At 44.3% G+C, this 21,836-nt stretch carries 27 protein-coding genes and 1 pseudogene; 18 read left to right on the top strand and 10 right to left on the bottom strand.

The features are described from left to right. Positions 1–332 precede the first annotated feature (332 nt). A complete protein-coding gene (locus NGAR_RS04235; protein ID WP_015018413.1) occupies positions 333–680 on the bottom strand; it encodes a helix-turn-helix domain-containing protein in 348 nt (115 codons plus the stop codon). A 153-nt stretch (positions 681–833) separates the two neighbouring features. Here NGAR_RS04235 and NGAR_RS04230 point away from each other — a divergent pair, with 153 nt between their 5' ends. Both NGAR_RS04230 and NGAR_RS04225 read left to right on the top strand, forming a co-directional pair. Next, the gene (locus tag NGAR_RS04230) at positions 834–1,115 is read left to right on the top strand and encodes an AbrB/MazE/SpoVT family DNA-binding domain-containing protein (protein WP_187147655.1); all 282 of its coding nucleotides are present in this window, start codon (positions 834–836) and stop codon (positions 1,113–1,115) included. Beyond that, positions 1,116–1,520 (top strand): PIN domain-containing protein, encoded by a 405-nt coding sequence (locus NGAR_RS04225; protein WP_015018411.1) that lies wholly within the window; start codon positions 1,116–1,118, stop codon positions 1,518–1,520. A gap of 20 nt (positions 1,521–1,540) precedes the next feature. On the opposite strand, the gene NGAR_RS04220 is transcribed toward NGAR_RS04225, so the two are convergent. Both NGAR_RS04220 and NGAR_RS04215 read right to left on the bottom strand, forming a co-directional pair. Then, positions 1,541–2,170, bottom strand: coding sequence for a transposase (locus NGAR_RS04220; RefSeq protein ID WP_148680965.1), 630 nt, complete (start codon positions 2,168–2,170; stop codon positions 1,541–1,543). Then, the gene (locus NGAR_RS04215) at positions 2,074–2,535 is read right to left on the bottom strand and encodes a helix-turn-helix domain-containing protein (protein ID WP_187147654.1); all 462 of its coding nucleotides are present in this window, start codon (positions 2,533–2,535) and stop codon (positions 2,074–2,076) included. The genes NGAR_RS04220 and NGAR_RS04215 overlap by 97 nt, the downstream gene beginning before the upstream one ends. An 894-nt stretch (positions 2,536–3,429) precedes the next feature. Between NGAR_RS04215 and NGAR_RS04210 the strand changes: the two genes are divergently transcribed. Continuing rightward, complete coding sequence (locus NGAR_RS04210) at positions 3,430–4,356, top strand: RNA-guided endonuclease InsQ/TnpB family protein (RefSeq protein WP_015018407.1); 927 nt, start codon at positions 3,430–3,432, stop codon at positions 4,354–4,356. A gap of 39 nt (positions 4,357–4,395) precedes the next feature. Next, positions 4,396–4,677: a zinc ribbon domain-containing protein gene (locus NGAR_RS04205; RefSeq protein WP_015018406.1), complete on the top strand. Its 282-nt coding sequence runs from the start codon at positions 4,396–4,398 to the stop codon at positions 4,675–4,677. Between the two features lie 11 nt (positions 4,678–4,688). Here NGAR_RS04205 and NGAR_RS04200 read toward each other — a convergent pair whose 3' ends face one another. Both NGAR_RS04200 and NGAR_RS04195 read right to left on the bottom strand, forming a co-directional pair. Next, positions 4,689–5,066, bottom strand: coding sequence for a PIN domain-containing protein (locus NGAR_RS04200; RefSeq protein WP_015018405.1), 378 nt, complete (start codon positions 5,064–5,066; stop codon positions 4,689–4,691). Positions 5,067–5,095: 29 nt separating this feature from the next. Next, positions 5,096–5,326: an AbrB/MazE/SpoVT family DNA-binding domain-containing protein gene (locus tag NGAR_RS04195; RefSeq protein WP_015018404.1), complete on the bottom strand. Its 231-nt coding sequence runs from the start codon at positions 5,324–5,326 to the stop codon at positions 5,096–5,098. A 473-nt stretch (positions 5,327–5,799) separates the two neighbouring features. Here NGAR_RS04195 and NGAR_RS04190 point away from each other — a divergent pair, with 473 nt between their 5' ends. The 4 genes from NGAR_RS04190 (at position 5,800) to NGAR_RS04180 (ending at position 7,935) form a co-directional block, all read left to right on the top strand. Next, positions 5,800–6,234 carry a polysaccharide deacetylase family protein gene (locus NGAR_RS04190; RefSeq protein ID WP_015018403.1) on the top strand — a complete coding sequence of 145 codons (435 nt, stop codon included), beginning with the start codon at positions 5,800–5,802 and terminating at the stop codon, positions 6,232–6,234. A 106-nt stretch (positions 6,235–6,340) separates the two neighbouring features. Then, positions 6,341–6,469, top strand: a complete 129-nt coding sequence (locus NGAR_RS18705; protein ID WP_266190387.1) for a hypothetical protein — start codon at positions 6,341–6,343, stop codon at positions 6,467–6,469. Positions 6,470–6,600: 131 nt separating this feature from the next. Then, a complete protein-coding gene (locus NGAR_RS04185) occupies positions 6,601–6,912 on the top strand; it encodes a hypothetical protein (RefSeq protein WP_015018401.1) in 312 nt (103 codons plus the stop codon). 312 nt (positions 6,913–7,224) lie between these two features. Continuing rightward, positions 7,225–7,935 carry a metal-dependent hydrolase gene (locus NGAR_RS04180; RefSeq protein ID WP_015018400.1) on the top strand — a complete coding sequence of 237 codons (711 nt, stop codon included), beginning with the start codon at positions 7,225–7,227 and terminating at the stop codon, positions 7,933–7,935. Positions 7,936–8,362: 427 nt separating this feature from the next. Here the strand turns inward: NGAR_RS04180 and NGAR_RS04175 are convergent, their stop codons facing one another. Further along, positions 8,363–8,584: a hypothetical protein gene (locus tag NGAR_RS04175; RefSeq protein ID WP_148680964.1), complete on the bottom strand. Its 222-nt coding sequence runs from the start codon at positions 8,582–8,584 to the stop codon at positions 8,363–8,365. A 474-nt stretch (positions 8,585–9,058) separates the two neighbouring features. Between NGAR_RS04175 and NGAR_RS04165 the strand changes: the two genes are divergently transcribed. From NGAR_RS04165 to NGAR_RS04150, 4 genes are all read left to right on the top strand, one after another. After that, the gene (locus tag NGAR_RS04165) at positions 9,059–9,280 is read left to right on the top strand and encodes a hypothetical protein (protein WP_148680962.1); all 222 of its coding nucleotides are present in this window, start codon (positions 9,059–9,061) and stop codon (positions 9,278–9,280) included. 12 nt (positions 9,281–9,292) lie between these two features. Further along, positions 9,293–10,444: a lipopolysaccharide biosynthesis protein gene (locus tag NGAR_RS04160; RefSeq protein WP_015018397.1), complete on the top strand. Its 1,152-nt coding sequence runs from the start codon at positions 9,293–9,295 to the stop codon at positions 10,442–10,444. A 65-nt stretch (positions 10,445–10,509) separates the two neighbouring features. Further along, the gene (locus NGAR_RS04155; RefSeq protein ID WP_187147653.1) at positions 10,510–11,703 is read left to right on the top strand and encodes a glycosyltransferase family 4 protein; all 1,194 of its coding nucleotides are present in this window, start codon (positions 10,510–10,512) and stop codon (positions 11,701–11,703) included. Positions 11,704–11,728: 25 nt separating this feature from the next. Further along, positions 11,729–13,666 (top strand): hypothetical protein, encoded by a 1,938-nt coding sequence (locus NGAR_RS04150; RefSeq protein WP_148680960.1) that lies wholly within the window; start codon positions 11,729–11,731, stop codon positions 13,664–13,666. Positions 13,667–13,714: 48 nt separating this feature from the next. Here the strand turns inward: NGAR_RS04150 and NGAR_RS19065 are convergent, their stop codons facing one another. The 3 genes from NGAR_RS19065 to NGAR_RS04135 are packed head-to-tail and all read right to left on the bottom strand — an operon-like array spanning position 13,715 to position 14,747. After that, entirely contained in the window at positions 13,715–14,116 is a 402-nt protein-coding gene (locus NGAR_RS19065) for a transposase (RefSeq protein WP_323444720.1), read from the bottom strand. Beyond that, complete coding sequence (locus NGAR_RS19275) at positions 14,020–14,274, bottom strand: hypothetical protein (protein WP_407637198.1); 255 nt, start codon at positions 14,272–14,274, stop codon at positions 14,020–14,022. Before NGAR_RS19275 ends, NGAR_RS19065 begins: the two co-directional genes overlap by 97 nt. After that, a complete protein-coding gene (locus tag NGAR_RS04135; RefSeq protein WP_148680958.1) occupies positions 14,271–14,747 on the bottom strand; it encodes a hypothetical protein in 477 nt (158 codons plus the stop codon). The genes NGAR_RS19275 and NGAR_RS04135 overlap by 4 nt, the downstream gene beginning before the upstream one ends. A 257-nt stretch (positions 14,748–15,004) precedes the next feature. Here NGAR_RS04135 and NGAR_RS04130 point away from each other — a divergent pair. Beyond that, positions 15,005–15,769 (top strand): annotated as a pseudogene (locus NGAR_RS04130) (IS5 family transposase); the annotation flags it as partial. 236 nt (positions 15,770–16,005) lie between these two features. On the opposite strand, the gene NGAR_RS04125 reads toward NGAR_RS04130, so the two are convergent. Beyond that, on the bottom strand, positions 16,006–16,872 hold the full coding sequence (locus NGAR_RS04125; protein ID WP_228369341.1) for an IS110 family RNA-guided transposase: 867 nt from the start codon (positions 16,870–16,872) through the stop codon (positions 16,006–16,008). A 314-nt stretch (positions 16,873–17,186) separates the two neighbouring features. Here NGAR_RS04125 and NGAR_RS04120 point away from each other — a divergent pair, with 314 nt between their 5' ends. From NGAR_RS04120 to NGAR_RS04100, 5 genes are all read left to right on the top strand, one after another. Next, on the top strand, positions 17,187–17,501 hold the full coding sequence (locus NGAR_RS04120; RefSeq protein ID WP_015018389.1) for a hypothetical protein: 315 nt from the start codon (positions 17,187–17,189) through the stop codon (positions 17,499–17,501). Positions 17,502–17,606: 105 nt separating this feature from the next. Further along, positions 17,607–18,731, top strand: a complete 1,125-nt coding sequence (wecB, locus tag NGAR_RS04115; RefSeq protein WP_015018388.1) for a non-hydrolyzing UDP-N-acetylglucosamine 2-epimerase — start codon at positions 17,607–17,609, stop codon at positions 18,729–18,731. Further along, positions 18,732–19,958, top strand: a complete 1,227-nt coding sequence (locus NGAR_RS04110; protein ID WP_015018387.1) for a glycosyltransferase family 4 protein — start codon at positions 18,732–18,734, stop codon at positions 19,956–19,958. Between the two features lie 377 nt (positions 19,959–20,335). Continuing rightward, the gene (locus NGAR_RS04105; RefSeq protein WP_015018386.1) at positions 20,336–21,250 is read left to right on the top strand and encodes a glycosyltransferase family 2 protein; all 915 of its coding nucleotides are present in this window, start codon (positions 20,336–20,338) and stop codon (positions 21,248–21,250) included. Between the two features lie 251 nt (positions 21,251–21,501). Next, positions 21,502–21,816 (top strand): helix-turn-helix domain-containing protein, encoded by a 315-nt coding sequence (locus NGAR_RS04100; RefSeq protein ID WP_015018385.1) that lies wholly within the window; start codon positions 21,502–21,504, stop codon positions 21,814–21,816. The last annotated feature ends 20 nt before the right edge of the window (positions 21,817–21,836 follow it).

Below are 21,836 nucleotides of genomic sequence, written 5' to 3'. Positions count from 1 at the left end.
GTCATTCTCTCTCTTTCAGGTACTTCCTGAACGATTTTGATACAAACTGCTTCCCGTTGTGTCATGCATCACTTTCTTTGGCTTCCCATTGGCACGTATATCCAGTCCTGCAGCAGCACGTCAAGGACATCTGTACCCCCTCTTTCTTTCCGTCCATTTACTTACCACCTTTCGAGTACAGTCGTCAATGCAGCTTACGATGATGTAGTTCTTTGTGCTTGAGTTACGAAGGTAGAACGGTCCTAGGATGTCCATCTGGACCACCATCTGGTTAGGTCGTCTCTTGCTAAAGCGCCTGTACCTTCTTATCTTCAGCTTGCAGCTCAGCCTGTTCAGGCCCCATGCCTTTTCAGTACCCTGTACACTGTCCTGCTGCTCAATGATACTCCAAGCCTCTTCTTTAGTCTGAACTTGATTCTGGCAGTACCAAACCTGTTTTCAAGACGCAGGCTGAGGATGACCTGTTCTATCTCAGGTGTTACCTTTTCGTTCCTTATGGTGTGCGGTCTGCGAGACCTGTCCTTCAGTCCATTGATGTCCTGTACAAGGTACCTGTTCTTCCACTTGTAGTAGGTATTTCTCGATATGCCGTGTTTGCTGCAGATCTCGGTTATGCTTTCTCTAGTGCGTTCGTGTTCATGAATAATATTGAATCTTGTCTCTTCTATCTCTGATGACACTTCCTAGCCGAAAGTGTCACCTATGTCTGTAATCGATTTTGTCACCTATCTGTGTAAGTACAACAATTAGACAAGCAGGGGTTAGTCAGTTGTGCAACAGCGCATGAATAAAGCATTACTTATAAAGCGCGGTAGGATAGGTATTACATGACCTTGGACGTAGGAAATGTAACAGAAAAGGGGCAGGTCACAATCCCAAAACACCTGCGGAAAAAATACAAGATCGACGACAAAGTATTATTTGTTGACGCCGGCGAAGGAGTACTTGTAAGGCGTGTGCCAAAACTCTCTGAGCTGAAGGGGATCCTGAAGGATTCCAAAATAGATTTTGACAGAATACGCCAGGAAGAACGCAGGATTGAAGCAGCACGAGAGCAAAGACTGATGTCGATAGTCGAGCGATCCAGAAAGCACCGACAACAGGAAAAGAAGTAGATGCCAAAGAAGATCGTGTTTGATAGCCAGCCTCTGCTCTCTTTTTTCCTGCAAGAAGAGGGCGCAGCCAAGGTAGAGAACCTAATCAATCAGATCGAAAGGGGAAGCTGTGAGGGCTATATCAATATCGTAAATCTGATCGAGCTGCGCTACATACTTGCCAGAGCAGGAAAGGATCTGGCAGAGGAGAGCCTAATCAGCTCTGGTATGAAGATCATCCCACTTGTCGTTGGAGAGGATATATGGCAAATAGCGGCCGAGCTAAAGGCCAGTCATCCAATTTCGCTGGCTGACGCATGCGCAGCTGCTACAGCGAGGGTACTAGACTGCCAGCTCGTGGTTAGCGCTGATCCCGAGTTCAAAGCATTAGAAAGCAAGAACCTGATCAAGATAATCAGGGTATGAACCTATACCAAGTAGCATAATTAAGCTGACACTCCTTCAGTCAGATATTTCCTCATATCAAGATGAAAGCGCTTTGTCCGAAAGTAATGTTGTATCCTCCTCTTCAAATCACCAAATGATGGATAGTACGTCATGACAAGCAGGGCGTCCTTTGACAACTGCCAGCATGTTTCCAGTACCATGAACTCCGGTGACGCAGTTGGCATCCAGACCGGTATCAGGGTGTCCTTGTGATCATGGAAATATCTCTTCACCTTCTCTGATTTGTGATGCTGACGCGCCTTGTCCAAGAACAGGTAGCATCTTGGAAACTTCCTGTGTATCTGCTTGAGGTAGTCCAGAAAAGTGTCTTCGTCAAACCAGTCATACTGCCTGAACAGCTGTCTTCTTCCGTCCAGGCTGATGGCTCCAAACAGGCATGAGCGCTGGTGTGAGCCTGTCACCCTGACAACGGGCCTTGTGTTTTTGTAAATCCATACCCTCTTTATGCGCACGTCAAAAGTGAAGAACGACTCGTCTTCAGATACTGCCGTGAACCCGTCCGGCAGGTGGTCTAGGATTTCCCTCGCCCTTTTTTGAAGGACTCTTTCTCTTCGTCTGACGCAGTGTTGATGTGTACCTTCCTTGGTACCTTCTGCTTGAATCCCCACCTGTGAAGTACCTTGTAGATGTGCTTGTGATGGTACTTGACGCCGCTCTCCTTTACTATCAACTCGTACGCCTGCCTTGTGGTCCAGCCCTGCTTGCTCTCCTTCAGCTTCTTCTGTATCCTGAGTGCCACCTCTGGAGGGATGTCAGGTGGCCTGCCGCTTTTTGGCCGGGTTTTCAGACCATCTACTCCTTCCTGTCTGTACCTTGCCATCCATTCAGACGCCCAAGTCCTGCTTCTGTGGAGGAGCTCCTCTGCGACCCGTGATGGAACCATGCCATCTTCTTCTACCTTCAGTACCAGCAGTAGCCTTTCCTTTACCTCCGGGTCGGATTCCGCCTTGTAAAGGCGTTCCAGTTCTGACATGTCGGAAGCCATGTCTCAGGTGGCAGGAAGAAGCTGATAGCTGTTCCTGTCAATAAAAGACGGCAATCACCTCAAACGTATGTCACCATACATGTGCTACGGGGTATAGCTTTCCATTGTTGAGACATGAAGAGAAAGAGGAGGACAGACCCAGCTGTAATCACATATGCTTTGTACTTGTATTTCAATTCTAGGAGTTTCAGGCTGTGGCAGCCAAATCCTTGGCACCAATCAAGAGAAGGAGCCATGTAGCTGTTTGGAAATGGGTACAGAAATACGCAGATTGTGCAGATAGATATCGTACAGACCGACGCCTTGTAAGTACGATATTTGTAGATGAGACCTTGCTTCAGATAGATGGTCATGACTACTCTACTGGTTGTGGATTGCATATGAACCACCTGCAATCGATACGTGTCTGGCCATGCACCTCTCACGTGACAGAACCGTTTTCGTGTGCTACCGGTTCTTCAAGCAGTTGCAAAGGAGGTAGAGGTAGGAAGCCAATATTCACAGATGGTGCTCGATGGTACAACGAGGCTTGCAGGTGGCTCAGGCTACCTCACCTGGTATACGGTACTGAACTGAAGAATTTGATGGTAGAGCAGTTTATCCAGCAGGTCAAGGACGACAGGACACAGAATGTTTCGACGACTATTTTCCATGTAGAAAAAAGGCAGATTGCAACAGGCGGCATGTGTGGAACTGGCTCAGGCTGTTCTTCCTATATCTGCACATGGGAACAGACAGGATGCGGTTCACATTATTTCTGGCTAGGGATGGAGGTTAAGTTAACAGGACCGTTTCCTATCGTGAAAATTTTATATACGTAAAAAAAGTTACTTGTGTTGTTTTGACATACTGAAAGAATAACGAGGAACTGAAAAGGTACACATGGTAACAACAACGACAACAAGAAAAAGAACATACAAGTTTCGTCTTTATCCGACAAAGCAGCAAGAGATACTGCTTGATAACACAATCGAAACATGCAGGCATCTCTACAATGATTCACTTGGCGAAAGAAGTACCGATTGGGATGTGGGGTTCTATGAACAGAAACAGATACTGACACTGAGAAAGCAAGACAGCAAATATCTGAAGCAGGTACACAGCCAGGTGCTGCAAGACGTATTACTCAGGCTAGACAAGGCATATCAGGCATTTTTCAAGAAACTAGCCAGGTATCCCAAATTCAAGAGGAAAGGCAAGTATAATTCGTTTACATATCCTCAATACAACAATGGCTGGAAAATCATCAGGGACAACAATAAGCTTGTGTTATCATGTATTGGAGCCATTAAAATCAAGATGCACAGGAGTCCTGTTGGTACATTGAAAAGCTGTACCATAGTAAGAGATGTCGATCAATGGTATGCTTGCATAACTGCTGCTGTTGTTGATGTTGTTGATGATGATTGTGATGGTATTGGAATTGTCACCAGTACTTCCAAATATGACCTGAGCAAGCCTGTAGGAGTAGATGTAGGTCTGATTAACTGGTTGACACTAAGTGATGGTAATAAGATTCAAAATCCTCTGAATTTTGAGGCTCAAGCAAGGAAGATAAGACAGCTACAGAGGAATCTTGCAAGAAAGCAGAAAGGCTCAAAGAACAGGGAAAAAGCAAGGATTGCTTTGGCAAAAGCATGGAGACAGGTGAGAAGATGTCGTGATGATTTTGTACACAAGACATCAAGGACGATTGCAGACCAAGGCTATACTTTTGTGGTATTTGAAAAGCTGAATATCAAAAACATGGTCAAGAACCACCGTCTGGCACAAGCAATAATGGATGCCGCCTGGGTAAAGCTGCGCTAATACACTGCCTATAAGGTAGAAGGACGCAGTGGCGGACGTGTGATAACCGTTGACCCACGTGGTACATCGCAGAAATGCTCCAGGTGCGGGGTGGAAAAAGCAAAGGAAGAAGAAAGGTTTGACCTATCGGTACGTATCTTTGTATGTCATAGCTGCGGACTGGTCATTGACCGTGATCTGAACGCAGCGAAAAACATCGAAAAACGGGGTCTGGAACAGACCCTTGCAGAGACAGAACCTCTACTTGTCCGACATCAACGACAACGGATAAGCAAGTTTCAGTCGAGGAAGCAAGAAGCCCGTGAATTTATTCGTGGGTAGTTCACCTGGCACTACTTGACAAATTCCACGTTATCCAAACCCTTGAAATGCCTGTCGCCGGTCAGAAACAAGACATTATGCTTTTTTGCAAGATGGTAACCAAGAGCGTCAACATAGGAAATATTCAATTTCTTATTCTTTTCTAGCGCGAGCCTCAACTTCATCGCAGCGTCGATATCGGATAGATCAAAAGTTACCACATATGGCAGGAATGGTTCGAGATGCTCTGCAGTAGATCTGAAACCAAAGTGCTTTTGAAGGCTGTAGCTCACTTCCATCAGGTTGAGTGCTGTTAGAATGCCTCGATGCTCTGTAAAGTATTCTTTGTACTTTTGGTTTTTGTCAAGGAATTCAATAATCGTATAGGAGTCATAATAGTAAGATGCCATTGGATGTTTCAATCCTGCTGTCAGTGGTTTTAATCATGCCAGCCGGCTCTAAGCTCATCCTTTATCTTTTGAGTAGTCAAGCCGGCAGGCCTTTTGCCATGGGCTAGACCAAACAACTTTTCAATGTTGCTTACCTTCTGAAGCTCTATTTCTAGTTCATCGCCTTCTCTTATCTTCTGTTCCTTTACCACCTCGTTCGGGATTATGAATCCAAGTGAGCTTCCCCACCGCTTTGCCTTCACCCTTACTTTGGCGGCCATTTTCAGTTATATTGATATAACTAAGCATATAAAGATTTCCGGCTCCGGCTCTGTTAACTTATCGTCGGCTATGAAATATCGAGACAGTTTTGCAGTCAACGAATTGTTACCACTACCCAGATCAATACATTTTATAACAAATTGTGTGCACGTCGAATAGAACAATCTTTGTTCATCCATAAATGAAGTGTGCAATTTTAAAGATTAACGTGGGCAAGAGAACCTTCCTGATTCTTTTGATATCGATAGTGCCGCTCTCGGCGGTTGTGATAGGTTTTTCCTATACAGGGAGGGGTTCTTTTCTTTTATACTGAGAACCTAGCGCAGCAGGAAACAGGCAGACTCAACACCGTGACATTCAAAATTGGTGTGGTGTAGCTGACCACTCTCTTGTCAACGTTAACCTTGCGGTTCTTGACTATTTCATCGCTGAAAAGAAGCCGCTTTCAGTAGAAGAAGTCGTTGCCGAGAATTTGGGCAATGCCGAGCCACGTGGCGCGATATATGAAAAGGTGAAAGAGGGCTATGACTCTGGACTGTTTGAAGTAGGGATCCACGGGTACAGCGGCGGGACGACGTATGATACGCTGGACTATGAAACCCAGCTCCAGCGCTTCAAGTTTGCAAACGGAAAGCTGACGCGGTTGCTTGGCTCTCCCTCCCAGCTCTTTGTGCCGCCCCTTGGCAAGCTCAATGCTGACACGATCCGGGCAATGGCAGACTCTAATCCGCCGATAAAAGCATCTTTTCAGCCAGAAACCAAAGCGAGGACACGACACCGAACCCGTGTACAAGCTGAACTCATGTACGACACGGGCAGAGGCATCGTCGAGATATCTGACGTGAATGGAATCAGGATATATACCATCTTCGCCACGACATTTCTTACCAGGGGTTCATGGCTTTGAACTATGCTGGAGATTCTTTGCGCGACATGATTGTGCAGAGGGCAGAGACCAACATAGAGAAGTATGGCTATGCTATCATTGTCCTGCACGCCACGCGGACTTTTGCGTGATCGACGAGCTAATGGGCAAGTGCACCAACCAAGTAGACCCGGAGCGGTTCAAGATCCTGACAGACACGGTAGACGAGCTTGAATCATTGGGCTACCGGTTTGCCAAGACGGCGGACGTTCTGTAGTAGAATGGTATGGAACATCCATGCGGTTCTATTGATGTTGCTATCCTGTATGACGAGTCATTGGTGACCAGTGGCGGGTTTTCAGAAGGCAATGTGCGCTTCATTATGATGGAACATTGTGGGAGGATGCAATGATAAGCATTGATATTATTGCAAACACTGTGACAGGAAGGGTATCTACCACCTCGCCTGTTGTTGTGGGGATAGCCAGCGATGGCACTTTTGGTCCTGCTTATTTTGCAGAATTCCCGCTGGCAAGGATTCAAATCACCAACACCGTGTTTCTCAATACAGCCGGAGCCGGCATATCTCAGGCAGGCGTTGGTCAGCAAGTAAGCATAGCAAGCACATTTACCAATCAACAGCAGGTGTCGCAAAAGTATGCATTCATTGTGATGTTGATAGTTGACCAAAACGGATATGCAATAGACGTCAGCTGGTAGGAAGGCACGACAACAAGCGGCCAGACTGTAGAAGACCTGTCGAGATCTTGGATGCCAAGATATGACGGCACATTCACAGTCAAGATATTGGTGTGGGATGGCCTTGGCAACCCTACACCGCTATCTGGCGCGGTAGTCAACAACATAAGGGTTAACGGTTAAGACAAGACACCGGTAGCTCATGTAGATTTTCGGTTAGCTGGCTGATTGTTAATTTATAGTTCGCGCACGGGCTTGATAAGTTATCGTCAAAAGTTAGAATTATTTCATAGCACACATTTTATGGCAGACCGATAATCAAGTACAGGACTAATGTACCTAGTCGGGCATGCTATAGTCGGATTTCTAATTGCATATACCATCTCGAAAAAGTTCAAGGTGGGCGGGATATCATTTGCCCTAGTGATGCTTATTGCATGCCTGCCTGATATCGATATCATATTCCAGTCATTAGGGATTATGTCTCACAAGACATACACCCATAGTTTGATCTTATCAGCAACAATAGTTCCGTCGATAATATTTGCAATTGCAAGGTGGAAAAAGGTGTCAGCCGTCACAGCGTTCGTCTACTCTTTAGCGTATGTTCAGCATATAATAATGGGCGACATTGCGGTTGGCTCTATCAACATTCTGTACCCATTTGGAGAAATGGTAGTAGGTAGCGGGATAGGCTATGGAACGCTTGCTCATCAAACGATAGAGTCCTTGCTGCTAGCAGCCGCCGCAGCGGTCGTCTTAAACAGGACGTTTAAAAAGGAACAGCCGGACACGGTTGTTTTGTTACGGTACAACAATATTGACAAGGTGAGCTATCTGTTGCTGATAGGATCGCTTACAGTATCGTTTGCATACTTGTTGTATGGTGTAAAGATTCTACCACGTCTATTTATAGAAACGGACTTGGAATTGGCAGTTTTCATTATTTTACATCTATCAACAATGGCATGGATGTCGTTTACGATGCTGGTTGCCCGACAAAGTGCAATCCTTGGATCGCTAAAATCAACTCGCTCTTATTGACAAATGTTTCAGCTGATTGTAACAGAGAATTTGCACGAACCTCTCTTCCCTTGTCTTGTCTCTCAGGTTATGTACAAACTGGAATGATTTCATGTACGCCTGCAAATTGTACCTGTTGACGCCCATGAACTTTTTCAGCCACAGCTGGCACAGGTTGGTTGCTCCCTCTGCACTCGCAGTTGTTTACATGAACATCGCCTCTGGCATATTCCTTCCCGGAGTGGCTCACGCATTCGTGTACAAACCCATGTTCCTCCTGCAGCTGGTCGTACGCCCCCCGTACTCGTCTGTGTACACACACAGACAGACAGATAGAGAGAGTAGAGCCATAGCTGACGCTGCGCCACAGACGACATCTACCAAGGGTTGCTGTACAGGTACATCAAAGACGGTCATCCCGCCGCCTCTCCCTCATGGATGCATGTTATCATCGGCTGTTCCTTTTCAAAAGTCCCCCCCTTCCCCTCCATGGCTTGAGCCCGCGTTTTCTGGGCTTTCTTCCTGATTTTACTATCTCGTCGTGGTACAGCCCCTCCCCTTCAATCCCGACTTGATGTAGAACTCGTCGCTTTCTGAGGTACCACCACCGAGCTTGACCTCTGGCAATGATTTTAGCTTCTCCATGACAGTCCGGACTAACCGGTAACATCGGGCATAGGGTGTGCCAGCCTCCAAAATGCCGCTTCCCCCATGGAACACCCTGGCCACAGTACAAAAAGAATAGGTACATGACCAGGAACCACGTCTTTAATGGCGTGTGCGAGTAGTGGAATAATACGGTACCACCTGTCTTTTATCGTTGAACCATTTCCTGCAGCACTTGCAGCGGTACTTTTGGTGTACGACATGTACCTGCCATCCTTCTTTACATTACCTGAACTGCAGTACGGGCATGTTACATGACCGTTCCACCGGACCTTTCTCAGTAATTCAGCGCACCACTCTTCGTCAGGGAGGGATGTGGTCAGGGTGAACATCGGAGCATATTGCGAGAGGTGAGCTTTAAGCTTGGCTGAAAGATTTGAGAATAAGAGCGGAAAGAATTAAGCAACAACCCCGGGACTCGACTTAAATATTATATTGTACGAAGGCAACAAAAAGCAAGCCTTCATCCAGCTAGAAGATGGTCGAGCAACGAACAGGGCCTGGTAGGTTCTTGCATTTCCTGACAAAGGAAGATGATGCCATTGACAGGTTAGGCCAAGGCTCGCGTAAAGCCACAGTGCGCATCAGGCGCGAATGGGAGTATGCTCATCCAGCAACAAGGATAAATGGGATGCTGTGGAAACCAACATGGGAGGCAACAACCCCCGCCCCCCGCTATACAGTAATATTCAAGCATTAAATTAGACTTATTGTGCCAAGATTCCTCCCATTGACAAAAGGTCTAGGCTATGTAGCAATGGGGAACATGGTCTCTGCTGCCTCTGCAGGACTCTTCTGGCTTCTTGTAGCTTCCATCATCTCAACAGACGATTATGGCATTCTTAGCTACGATCTTGCGTTAATATCTATCTTGGGCTCAGTTGCCCTGATAGGGTCTACCACGACAGTTACGACTTATGTTGCAAAAGATGAGTTGAACATAGTAAAATCATTTTCTCTGCCCTTGCTGTTAACAACACTCGCATGCAGCGCATTTCTACTATTTTCTAATCTCCCATTACAAATGTTCTTAGCGTTGTTAGGTTTATCTTTCTTCACCATAACCACTGCCGAAAAGCTCGGACAAAGAAAATTCAAGGAATACATGTTAATGCTCATAGCACATAGGGTATTGCAGATCTCTTTATCTGTCTTGTTATTCTATTTTCTCGGGATTGGGGGTATTATTCTTGGTTATGCGGCAGGGTATCTTACATTCAGCTGGCCATTTATAATACATCTTTTGCATTTCAAAACTGATCTATCTTCTCTACGCTCACATCTAAGATACACGATCCATAGCTATGCAGTAGACCTGTCAAAGAACCTGAGTCTCTTTGCAGATAAATTGATAATTGCTCCGGTTTTCGGCTTTGCAATTTTAGGCATGTATCAACTGGGCATGCAGTTTCTGTTATTGTTGGCTGTAATACCATCAGTATTCTTTTCATATACTCTTCCACAAGAAGCGAGTGGAAGTAAACAGAAAGGCACCAGAATTTTTGGCATTGTTTCGACTGTGATTCTGAGTTTGTTGTTTATAGTGCTTGCACCATCAGTAATCCCCATAGTGTTTCCAAAGTTCAGTGAGGCAGTGCCTATTATCCAGCTAATTAGTATAGGTGCCTTGCCTATGGCGATAGTTTACAATACACAATCATCGTTACTAGCAAGTGAAAATACAAAACCTGTTTTCATTAGCGCAGCAATCTTTGTAGGCAGCCAGTATGGCCTGATCCTCATATTAGGTCATGCTTTAGGTGCATTAGGACTTGCGATTGCCATAGTTTCTGCCCTAAGTATACAATGTGCATTCATATCGCTATATTCTAGACACTACGCTCTGACAAGAACAACGACATGAGAACTATACGTATGTTTAATACCGGCCTTAATAGTTCAAAGCTGAATTTGTATAAAGTCTGTATTTTGGCTGTTAACTACTGGCCAATCGTTCCAGGTCAAGGCACTAGACATCCAAAAGTCATTTCCGAATTACTTGAGAATCACTGCGATCTGACGATAATTACTACACATGTAGATAAGACAAAAGGCAAATCTTTTGTTGTCGAGTACGAGGGAAAAAAGAAGATCATTCGAATTCCGTTCAAGAGGTTTAATGGAAAAGGTTTTTTCCCAAGAGCATTGACCTATCTTTCATTCGCCATATCATGTATATTTGCAGCTATGTACATTGACAAACACAGTTTGATTTTTTCAGTCGGGCCCGATCCTCCTTATTTCAGCTTGACTACGCCAATTCTGAGCCGAATAAAATCATCAAGAAATTTGGCACTATTGACTGATATGCTACCAGATGTCGCTTTTGATGTCGGTCTTGTAAAGTCAAAGGTTGCAAAGGACATCATTAGATACTTTTGTATACAAGCCTATAGAAATGCAGATCATATCATGGTCATCACCGACAAACTGAAGACAAGGTTAATCCATTATGGTGTGCAGCCGGAAAGGATCTCTGTTGTGCCATTGGCGGTAGATACAAAGACGTTTGCGCCCAGATCTGCTGATCAAAAACTTGTCGCCGAGCTTAAAATAAATAATAAATTCATAGTTCTGTATTCGGGCTCATTCGGACAAATGTACGATTTTGATCTGCTACTTGAAGCCGCAAGGTCTATTCAAGAATATAATTCGAATATTAATTTTATAATAAGGGGAGATGGAGCACAAAAATCCCATATTGCAGAAAAGATCAGCTCGTTGGATCTCAAAAATACTGTCTTGCTAGGTCCGGTCGACAGTACGGACCTAATTGTATCATACATCAATCTAGCTTCTATATGTGTCGTTCCCATGAAAGATTCAAAAAGTATCGACATGACTCATCCATCAAAGATATTTGAATTCTGGTCATGTGGAAAACCGGTAATATGCACATCAAGAGGCGAACTTGCGGACTTGGTCAATCGTTCCAAAGCGGGGATAGCGATACCCCCTGGCGACAAGCAAGCCCTTGTAGACGCAATTCTGCGTCTTTACAATGACCAAACAATCCTGAACAATATGTCAGTTAGCGCTAGGACGTTTGTAGAAAATGAATTTTCGTATCACATAGTACGTGAAAAAATGCTAAATGTTATAGAAAGACTACATCGTGATTAGCTTGACCGACAATCTTATAATCTTTTTGACACTGCCGCTATTCTTTGCTATTACTTCCTCTTTTGGATGGCTTGTTCTCTCGCGTACTAGAATCAAGAAAAATCCAAAACTGATCGAGTTTCCTATATATTCACTTGTAGGATTTTCCTCGATACTTCTGATACTGTGGCTGGGCTTACTATCGAACCTTCCCCTTAATGCACTTTCAATTGCTATATGTGTGATATCGGCTTTGGGTATTTCATACTGGGTAAAAACACTCAGGCGTGATCACACAAAGAAAGAAGCCAATCATTTAGAATATCCTGATGCATACATAACGCTAAAGAAACTTTCAAAATCGTATAGCCATCAAATTGCGATCATTGCACTTGCTATCTTCATTATCGTCTTCTTTTCTTGGTTTCTTGTCAAGATGAGCGTCTGGTCTCCAGCTGGCGATGCTACATCGCACGGGACAATAATATCGTTAATTCTTTCAAATAACGGTCGGCCGGAGAGTTACCAGCCTATATCTAATGCCTCATTTGATCTCTGGAGATATCCGTTGGGATATCATGTCATCACATACTTTTTCGCTTTCACTTTTAACATAATTCCAGCTATTTCCATGGTCTCAATGGCAGTGTTTATTTCCATGCTTATACCTTTGTTGATCTTCTCTTCAATTTTATCTGTATCTGGACGTATTTTTCTAGCAGTTTCTGCCTCGTTACTCGCATTTCTAGCCCCGCAATTTACCTCTGAAGCCAGCCCAGTGCATGATCTGTTGTATTCAAATATACTTAATGGGACATATCCAAGTCATACTGCTAATTTATTGATAATCGGACTAGTCGGCATTTTGTGCTTCTTAAAAGACTCTGAAATTAGACCAAATCTTCGCCACATTATCCTGATAATGGTGATTTCTATTGCAGCCTTTCTCACCTACTACATTTATCTAGTCTTCATTATTTTCATTTGTATTATCATAGGAGGCGTCCTCTTTGATACGAAGAAACCGATAATATTGCTGGCCGTAGTATTTGTAGGATTACTGATTGGTCAGGGTTGGTTTACCTTCTCTAGCGATATCATCTCACAGACAATAAACGATTTTAAACTTAGGATGAAAACGTACACAGTTACTAAAGATGACATTGATACGATCTATCTAGTAATAATCTTGGCTCCATTCTGGTTGATTTTCTTGAAACCTGATTCATTGGCTACAGGCATAATATTGTCAATGCTAACGCTCTTTATCCCAATGCTCTTTAACGTCTTCATTCCAATAGACTGGCAATCATTATGGATGTTTCCAACACGTCGCATATGGCCTACACTATTTGGAATTTCTATTGTGGCCTCATATGTCATCTTGGCAAACATTTCAAAACATTACAGAGTATGTGCTTTACTGCGATATACTCAATATTCCTTGTTGGCGATAGGAATTGCTGTAATGTTGATATTTGCATTTTATTTTAATCCTGGAAACTGGCAGGTTCCAACTGCAGATGACCGAAGAGTGATGGAATGGATTTCAAATAATGTTAGTCGGAAAGATCTTGTTGTTAACGACATGACATTTCAGGGGCTCTTTCTTACGAGTGTTGCTGCACAAAATGTCACTAGTGAAATTGCAATTGTCAGTCAGTCCTTCGCTTCTGATGTCCCTATCGATAATGAATTTGCTCATAGATCATTAGAATTAACTACCATTTTTCTCGAGCCAAGAAACTATCAAGCGCACCAAGCATTATTGCAAAAATACAATGCTTCATACATCTTTGTTTCGTCTAGCCAAGTTTACTTGGACTATTGGAACCCTGTCTTGAAAGGTGGAATACTTCGACCTGAATATAAGTATAAAACTGATCTAAGTCAGCAAGATTATCTTAAGTTATTTGATGAAAATCCAAATCTCCGGCTTGCATTTAAAAGTGGTGAATCAGCTGTCTATAAAGTAATTAACTGAGGCTTGGGCATAATTCAACACCGTTCTCCTCCATCCCTGTTCCTGTCATCAGTAGCTCCCTATCATGTACTTGACAGATGTCGGATTGTCAACGCCAGTTTTGCAGTTGTAATAGACCATTACCTGGTATAGCAGTACAGATAACAGCACTGCAGCTGCCGCCTTGTGGTACCCGCGTACTGGCAGTGGGTCGATTCTGAACACGGATTTGACATGCTCTATCAGCAGCTCTACATCTACAGATATGCTCCTCCAGCTGTAGATTGCCTGCCCTATTTCAGATTCATAAAAATGCATCAGTTCCAGCCTGTCAGCCGGGGTATGCTCGTACCTTGTTATTGGACAGACGAGGTCTATTCCGAGGACATCGCTGCTGTACTCGTACAGCTTGTAGTCGTCATATCCAGAATCGCCTGCTGCATATACCGCACCCCGGGCGGCAGGTTGGATGCCATTGGAACGTACAGCTGGTTGTCAAATACATTGGCTGGGGTAAAATCAGCAGAAAACGGTACAATCAGGCTGCCATTGCTTGACGTTATGTGCAGCTTGTATCCAAATATCCATCCTCTGGTATGGCTGAAACCCCACCTGGCATAGGTGTCTATGCCAGAATGTGGACCTCTCCTTTTTTCATGGATGATTTGTGCCAGACGCGCCTACTCTTGGCTCTCAGCAACGTGCTGTCTGGCGCTACGATGTACGAGTCAACCAGCCTTTCTGAGACAAACAGCCTTCCCATGGCAGCTATTCTTTGCTTGACATCTGAGGGCATCGTTCTCAGCCGCCTGTCAAACGTGCGCCTGTCCGGTATGGATTTCAGGCCGCAGGCTGCAATCAATTTCCTGCTGTACGCGCTGTCTGACACCAGAAATTCATGCAACGCGTTGTTGGAATCGATTAGAAACCATATCCTGACTATGAAGCATCGCAGGATGACGGTGGGGGAGTAGACGTACGGATGACCTCTTTTTCTTACCGATGGCGCCGGCCAGCGTATGCAGCCTATCAGATGCAAAATGCTAAAAAGGATCGACTCGTATTTTCTGACAGCTAATCTTTGGACAGGCTTGTTTCTCAACAAAACTAACCTTCCAAAGGTTAGCTTTATACTCATTCATCAATTGCCATTGTCAAAGATATGAAGCAGGAATTATGCCCAAGCCTCAATTAACTGAAGTTTGGCAAACAGCCTTCACAAGCTGGTCTAACCCGTTTTTTTCAAGCCCGATTTAGAACCTATTCGGAAAGTAGTCCAGGTTAGTTGAGTAGCTAGCATAACATATTTGGGCAGCAAAGCTGAGGCTGCACTACCACTTCCACAGCTTGATATCAGAAATTGCTGGAGTTGACTGTCTGTACGAAGTACCGGATGTTTTGTGGGAGCGGATAGTGCCATTGCTGCCGCCACCAAAGAAAAAGAAGAAGGCTGGCCGTCCAAGGATGGACGACAGGAAAGCAATGAGTGCCATCTTCTACATCCTGCGTACTGGCTGCCAGTGGAACGCGCTCCCGCGCAGCCTGGGCGCATCTACCACCGTATTTGACAGGTTCCAGGAGTGGCGGCAAGCTGGTGTGTTCCGGCGCATGTGGGTCGAGGGCCTGCTGGAATACGACATAAAGAAAGGAATCGACTGGGAATGGCAGGCGATGGATGGCGTGATGACAAAAGCGCCCCTCGGGGGAAAAAAGCACAGGTCCAAACCCCACAGACAGGGCCAAATCCGGTACCAAGAGGAGTCTTCTGGTAGAAGGCAGGGGCGTGCCCATTGGCGTGGTGGTCGACGGAGCTAACACGCATGACATGAAAGCAGCTGCCGAGACGCTAGACAGCATCGTAGTCAAGCGACAGCGACCCCGGAAGTACAGGAGGCAGAACCTGTGCCTTGACAAGGGGTACGACTTTCCAGAGATAGAGCGCGAGTCTGTCAAAAGAATGTACGTGTGCCGCACATCCGCCACAGAGGAGAGAAGAAGCAGAAGAGACGATACAAAAGAAGGAGGTGGGTCGTAGAACGAACCAATTCATGGCATAACAGGTTCAGGAAATTGCTTGTCAGGTACGAGAAGAAATCGGAGAACTACCTTGGGCTGGTGCAGTTGTGGCCTGCTGCATCATTGTATACAGGAGGTTAATTTTGGGATACCCATGTGAACTGCTCTTAAACTTTTCTTGCTGCCTTTTCATTCTCCACCTCCCTGCATCCCGAAATGTGGACGGATAATTACCCATTCGAGGCTTTCCTCCCTCACTACCGTCTCTCCATCCATTTGTTAAGAGCTGCCACAGTTAGGCTCACGAGGCTCTTTCCCTCAATCCGAAAATCGTGGTTAGTCCCTTAACTGCGATATTCTCTCTTCTCCTTCATTACCCAGTAAACAATCTTCAGCAATTTGGAGGCAGCTGCAACGGCTGCTTTGGATTTACCCTTCTTTTTAGCCAGCCTGTCGTAGAATTGAGTTATGTTACTGTCCTTCGCTGTCCGGATGTGGACGTAAACGCATTCCTGCATTATCCATCGGAGATGTTTGCTGCCGGTTTTGGTAATACGGCCGTTGTATGTGGTACCGCCAGAGCTGTGAGTCGATGGCACTAGTCCTGCATATGAACAGAGGTGATATGAATCAGGGAATCTGTTTATGTCGCCGATTTCACCTACAATCAGTAGGGCCGAGTAGTATCCAATTCCTGGTATGGTCATCAACAGTTTGACCATTTCGTCATTCTTGGCTAACTGTATTATTTTGTCCGACGCATCCTTTATCTCCAGATCTAAGGATTCGATTACACGAAGGTATCCATTAATTCTGTAATCATTCAGTTCCTTCAGTTTCTCATTGTATTTCTGTGTAAACGGATATGGAGCATCAGGTATGGTGATTCCTTTCATAAGCATGATGCCATGAACCTTGTTCTTCAGCTTCGTTCTCATCCTGACCAGGGCAGCTCTATGTCGAACAAGCTCACGAAGGTCCATTATCCTTCTACCAGGTACATAACATTCAGCTATGTAACCTCCCCTTAGAAGGTCAGCCAGCTTGGCTGCATCAAGCTTGTCTGTCTTTATCTTGGCCGATGCTATGGCTCTGGTTTTGATTGGATTTGATAGCACAACGTCGAAATGCTTCTCTTCTGACAGATATTGGTAGATGTTGTACCATACAGCGGAAGATTCCATAACAACCTGAGTTTTGTCGTTCTTGATTTTGTCGAAAAAAGATGCCTACCTTTTTCAAGTCGTTGTCTATCTTGGAGTTTTGTAGTACCTTTCCCTTTTCATCCATCACAGCAATTTGTAGGTAGTTCTTGTGGAGATCCATGCCTACGAACATGGATGCTCTACCGTCTGAACCGGATTTAGCGAGTTCGTTCACATATGGTTAGGCTCTTAGCTACAATCCTGTAGCAACGTTGAACCGATGTTTGTTCCAATAACGGATATCCTTCCATCGTGAAGGATGCAGAAACGCGTACCTCCGCCCTGCATTTGCGTCAAAGAACCGGCTTGACAACAACTGCATGCGGTACCTGACAAGGTGGATAATGCTGCTTGAAAGAATACTGCAGGCATACGCCACACGCACCGGTCTTTTTCGCTTATACAACCTCCTGCTGCAGCTTGGCTCTGGCTTTGGCAGCATCATGTACAACCTGAAGGGCAACCTCAGGACGATCGGCTCAAGATGTAGGCTGGCTGCAGGCGTGCAGGTCTTTCATTCCCTCATCTCGTTTGTCATGAAGAAGATGGCGCAGCAGCGGAAGGATATAGGCAGTGATACGATCCTTGCCATGCTAACAGGGCTACTGTCAAAGTCAAAGGGCTACTTGGGATAGGAGCGATTTGCCAAACTTCAGTAGATTACTTCATGTCGTCACATATGGTTAGGCACTAAGCATCAAAAGGTTCAATAAGCAATCATCTAATATGATCTCCTCTGCATGTATCTAAAAGTACTTACAAAAGATGAATTGACAGATAAGATAGGCATTATAGTCGGGACAAGACCAGGAATAATCAAGTTCTCGCCCATAATCAGAGCTTTCATAGAGAAGAAGATCGAACCATTGATAATTCATACAGGTCAGCACTATTCTTACGGATTAGACAGGATTTTCTTTGAAGAGCTCGATTTGCCTGTTCCATCACACAGGGTCCCAGAAATGGAAAAAACCTTCTATCATGGGGAGCAGACTGCACATATGTTGGTAGGCATCGAGAGAGTATTGCTAAAAGAGAAACCAAGAGCAGTAATTGTTGGGGGAGACGCTAATACGAATTTGGCCGGGGCATTGGCGATAAGAAAACTCGGTATAAACCTTGTTCATCTGGAAGCAGGACTAAGAAGTAACGACTGGAGGATGCCAGAAGAGCATAACAGGGTGATAATAGATCATATATCTGATATTCTGCTGGCACCAACCTCAGAGGCTGTCAATAATCTCAAAACTGATGGAGTTAAAGGCAAGATATTTCTTGTGGGCAACACAATCTCTGATGCAGTAAATCAAAATAAAATCATAGCAGAAAGCAAGAGTAAGATTCTTGAAACCTTGAATATTAACAAGAAAAAATATCTTCTGTGTACTATTCACAGGGAAGAAAATGTGGATAACAAAATGATAACCAGCGCCCTTTGTAATGCAATAGAAGAATTGGCGGTAAGATTTGACATACCAATAATATTTCCGATTCATCCTAGGACTGATAATAGACTGAAATCGTTCGGGATATCGTTCAAGAATGAACGCATAAAATTGATACCCCCTGTGGGCTATTTTGACTTCTTGAAGCTTCTTAGTAACTGCTCTGTTGTATTGACAGACAGTGGGGGTATCCAAGAAGAAGCATGTATACTTGGAATACCTTGTATTACACTACGCGATAACACTGAAAGACCAGAAACTGTAACTATAGGTGCAAACAAGATTGTGGGTCACGATAAAGCAAGGATTCTGCAGGAAGTCGAGTACGCTCTGAATAGAAAAGCATCATGGAAGAATCCATACGGGTCTGAAGTTGGAAGAACTATAACAAGAATAATGCAGACAGAATTTGGGATCTAAATGTCTATTTCGGTCGGAATAATAACGGAAAATCCATTTCATGGGGATCTGGGATTCTCTATTAGGACCAGAGAGCTATCAATAGGACTTGCCAATGCGAGATGCCAAGTCCACGTCTTTTCACCTGTGGACCAAGAGAGTGAGCCATATCCCAATGTCTTCCTACACAACATCTCGGGTAAGAGCAATCGCAACTATGATAACATCAGAGAATTCTTGCGCAAATGGTCTAAATCCAAGCGTTATGGCAGGTACTTCTATCTTAATTCCGCGCTCTCTTTCATATCAAATCAGAGCGCTAAAATGGTCTACAAGAGTGCTAAAAAATATGATCTGGATTTGTTGCAGGGAACACAGGCCACTACAAGCAGTGTTGCGATACGCGTTGGAAAACATTTAGGAATCCCGGTTATTGGAGGCATGGGCGGTATGCTTGTCGAAGAAGCTGTGCAAGCAGAAATTTTTGAGCAAAATAGTATATTCTATAACAGCTGCAAAAGGTTCGTAAGTTCTGTTATACAAAATTCAGCTGCTTTAATTTGCGCCAGTGAACCAATGAAGAAGTATTTGATCGATAGCTATGGTGTGGAGGGTAAGAAAATAACGGTGATCCCGAATGGAGCAAACATTCCAGAAGGGGAAAGGGTCAAGAAAAGTGACGGTGATTATGTGATTCTTTATGCAGGTATTCTAGATATCTGGGAAAAAGTTGATGTCCTGATAAAATCAATGCCTTTCGTTATATCCAGATTTCCAAATGCAAAATTGCTGATCGTCGGGGATGGTCGTCTAAAGAACGAGTTAACCGAATTGGTAAAGAATAACAATCTTGACAAATCTGTGTCATTTCTAGGTCTACAACCACGGAAGAAAACCCTTGAAATGATGCTTGAAGCAGATGTTGCAGTTCTACCCTCCTCTGTGGATCTAGTTCGCAAAGTCGCATGCCCCATTAAGCTGTTTGACTACATGGCTGCGGGCTTGCCGATAGTCACGATGGATGTCGGTTGGTGGTCTGATTTGGTTAAAAGTAAGAACGCGGGAATTGTAACTGCTGATGACCCAGAGTCATTTGCGGAAGGTATATGCAAGGCGATAACGGAAGGTCACACTACCAATAATTTGCTGGGTTATAATGCAAGAAAAGTAATAGCTGAGGAATATAATTGGAAACGAATCTCGGAAAACCTATTACAGTTGTACAAAAGTATTTTAGATGATAATTGAGTTTGTTTTCGCCTGCCCACAGATTTTTATGGTAGGACTTACACAATTCGCTGAATAACGAAGTTTTACTTGACTATTTTGCTTGCCTCTCACGGTTTAACGTCTATGCGCCAATCCCTGCATTGCGTGTATTTGCGGCACAGCTCGGCTACGGTGATGTTTGTGGTCAGCGATTCCATCACTATCCGTATTTTGTCGTCAGGTGTCCTTTACCACCCGGCATATGTCAGACCTCCCCTTTGCGGAGTAAAAATGTCTCCATTGACGGGTGTTCTCATTCTAGCGGGGTCCGGACTACATCTTTTTATAGTACCTACATGCTAATTTCGGAATTTTCTTATATTACTTTGTTTTAGAGGCTCTTACTGTATTAGGTAATGAAGATTAACGTCGATACAAAGATCCTGATCTGTATCCCAGCCTTCAATGAGGCCAAAAGCATCGGAGATATTGTAAGAAAGGCGAAGATATATGGTACAGAAGTAATCGTATGCGATGATGGGTCGGTGGACGATACATATCAGATCGCTAAGACAGCAGGTGCTACTGTCATCAGACATCAAAATAACAAGGGCTACGGTGTAGCCATCAAAACATTATTTCGTGTTGCAAAAGAAAGGAATGCTGACATCATGGTTACCCTAGATTCAGACGGTCAGCATAATCCGGATCAGATCCCTAATGTTATCCAACCAATTCTGAATGAAGGTTTTGATATCGTTATAGGTTCAAGATTCCTAAACGATGAGGATAGAAAAAAGGTACCTGGTTACAGGAGTTTTGGGATCAAGACTATAACAAGGTTTGCTCAACTTGTATCATACAACAATATTACTGATGCTCAGAGTGGTTTCAGAGCATATAGCAAGAATGCTATATCAAAAATAGATCTAATCGAAGAAGGAATGGCAGTTTCGACTGAAATACTGATGAGAGCTGGAGAAAAGAACCTATCGATAAAGGAGGTGCCAGTTACTGTTAATTATGAGGTAGAGAATAGTTCAACACATAATCCTATCTTGCATGGCTTAGGAGTACTTGCTACAATCATTAGGTTCATGTCGCTGCGCCATCCTCTGGCATTCTATGGCATTCCTGGTATGGCATTTCTAATCATTTCGGGTTTCTATATGTTCAGTGCATTGGAGCTATTCTCTGACACGCGGTATGTTTCTACAAATATGATAATAGTATCTGTCGGAACAGCTGTCATAGGCGTAGTACTTTTGGTGACTGCAGTAATCTTGTATACCATCGCGGCATTGCTACGTGAGAAAATCAGGAACATCTAGACTTTTTTAGCTTTAGGACTTACACAATTCGCTGAATAACGAAGTTTTACTTGACTATTTTGCTTGCCTCTCACGGTTTAACGTCTATGCGCCAATCCCCTCATGAAAATAAATGAACCCGCCAAAATGCCATGACCTTGACTACATGTTGTACTTACACACATAGGTAACAGATTCGATTACTGACATAGGTAACACTTCCGGCTAGGAAGTGTCATCAGAGATAGAAGAGACAAGATTCAACCTAATTCATGAACACGAACGTACTGGAGAGAGCGTCACCAACAACATCTGCAGAAGAAAAGTACGGCGTATCAAGGAAGACATGCTACAAGTGGAAGAACAGGTACCTTGCACGCGGCATCGACGGACTGAAGGACCTGTCAAGGAGACCACACAATACGACGGAACAGAAGGTAACCCCTGAGCTGGAACAGATCATCCCCGGCCTACTACGCCTGGACAGCAGGTTTGGTACTGCCAGAATAAAATTCAGGCTAAAGAGGCTAGGGGCATCCCTGAGCAGCAGGACAGTGTACAGGGTACTGAAAAGGCATGGGGCCTGAACAGGCTGAGCTGCAAGCTG

Origin of the sequence: Candidatus Nitrososphaera gargensis Ga9.2, from assembly GCF_000303155.1 — an archaeon.
GTDB lineage: Archaea > Thermoproteota > Nitrososphaeria > Nitrososphaerales > Nitrososphaeraceae > Nitrososphaera > Nitrososphaera gargensis.
Note: the sequence above shows the minus strand (reverse complement) of the source record. Positions and strands in the feature narration are given on the sequence as shown.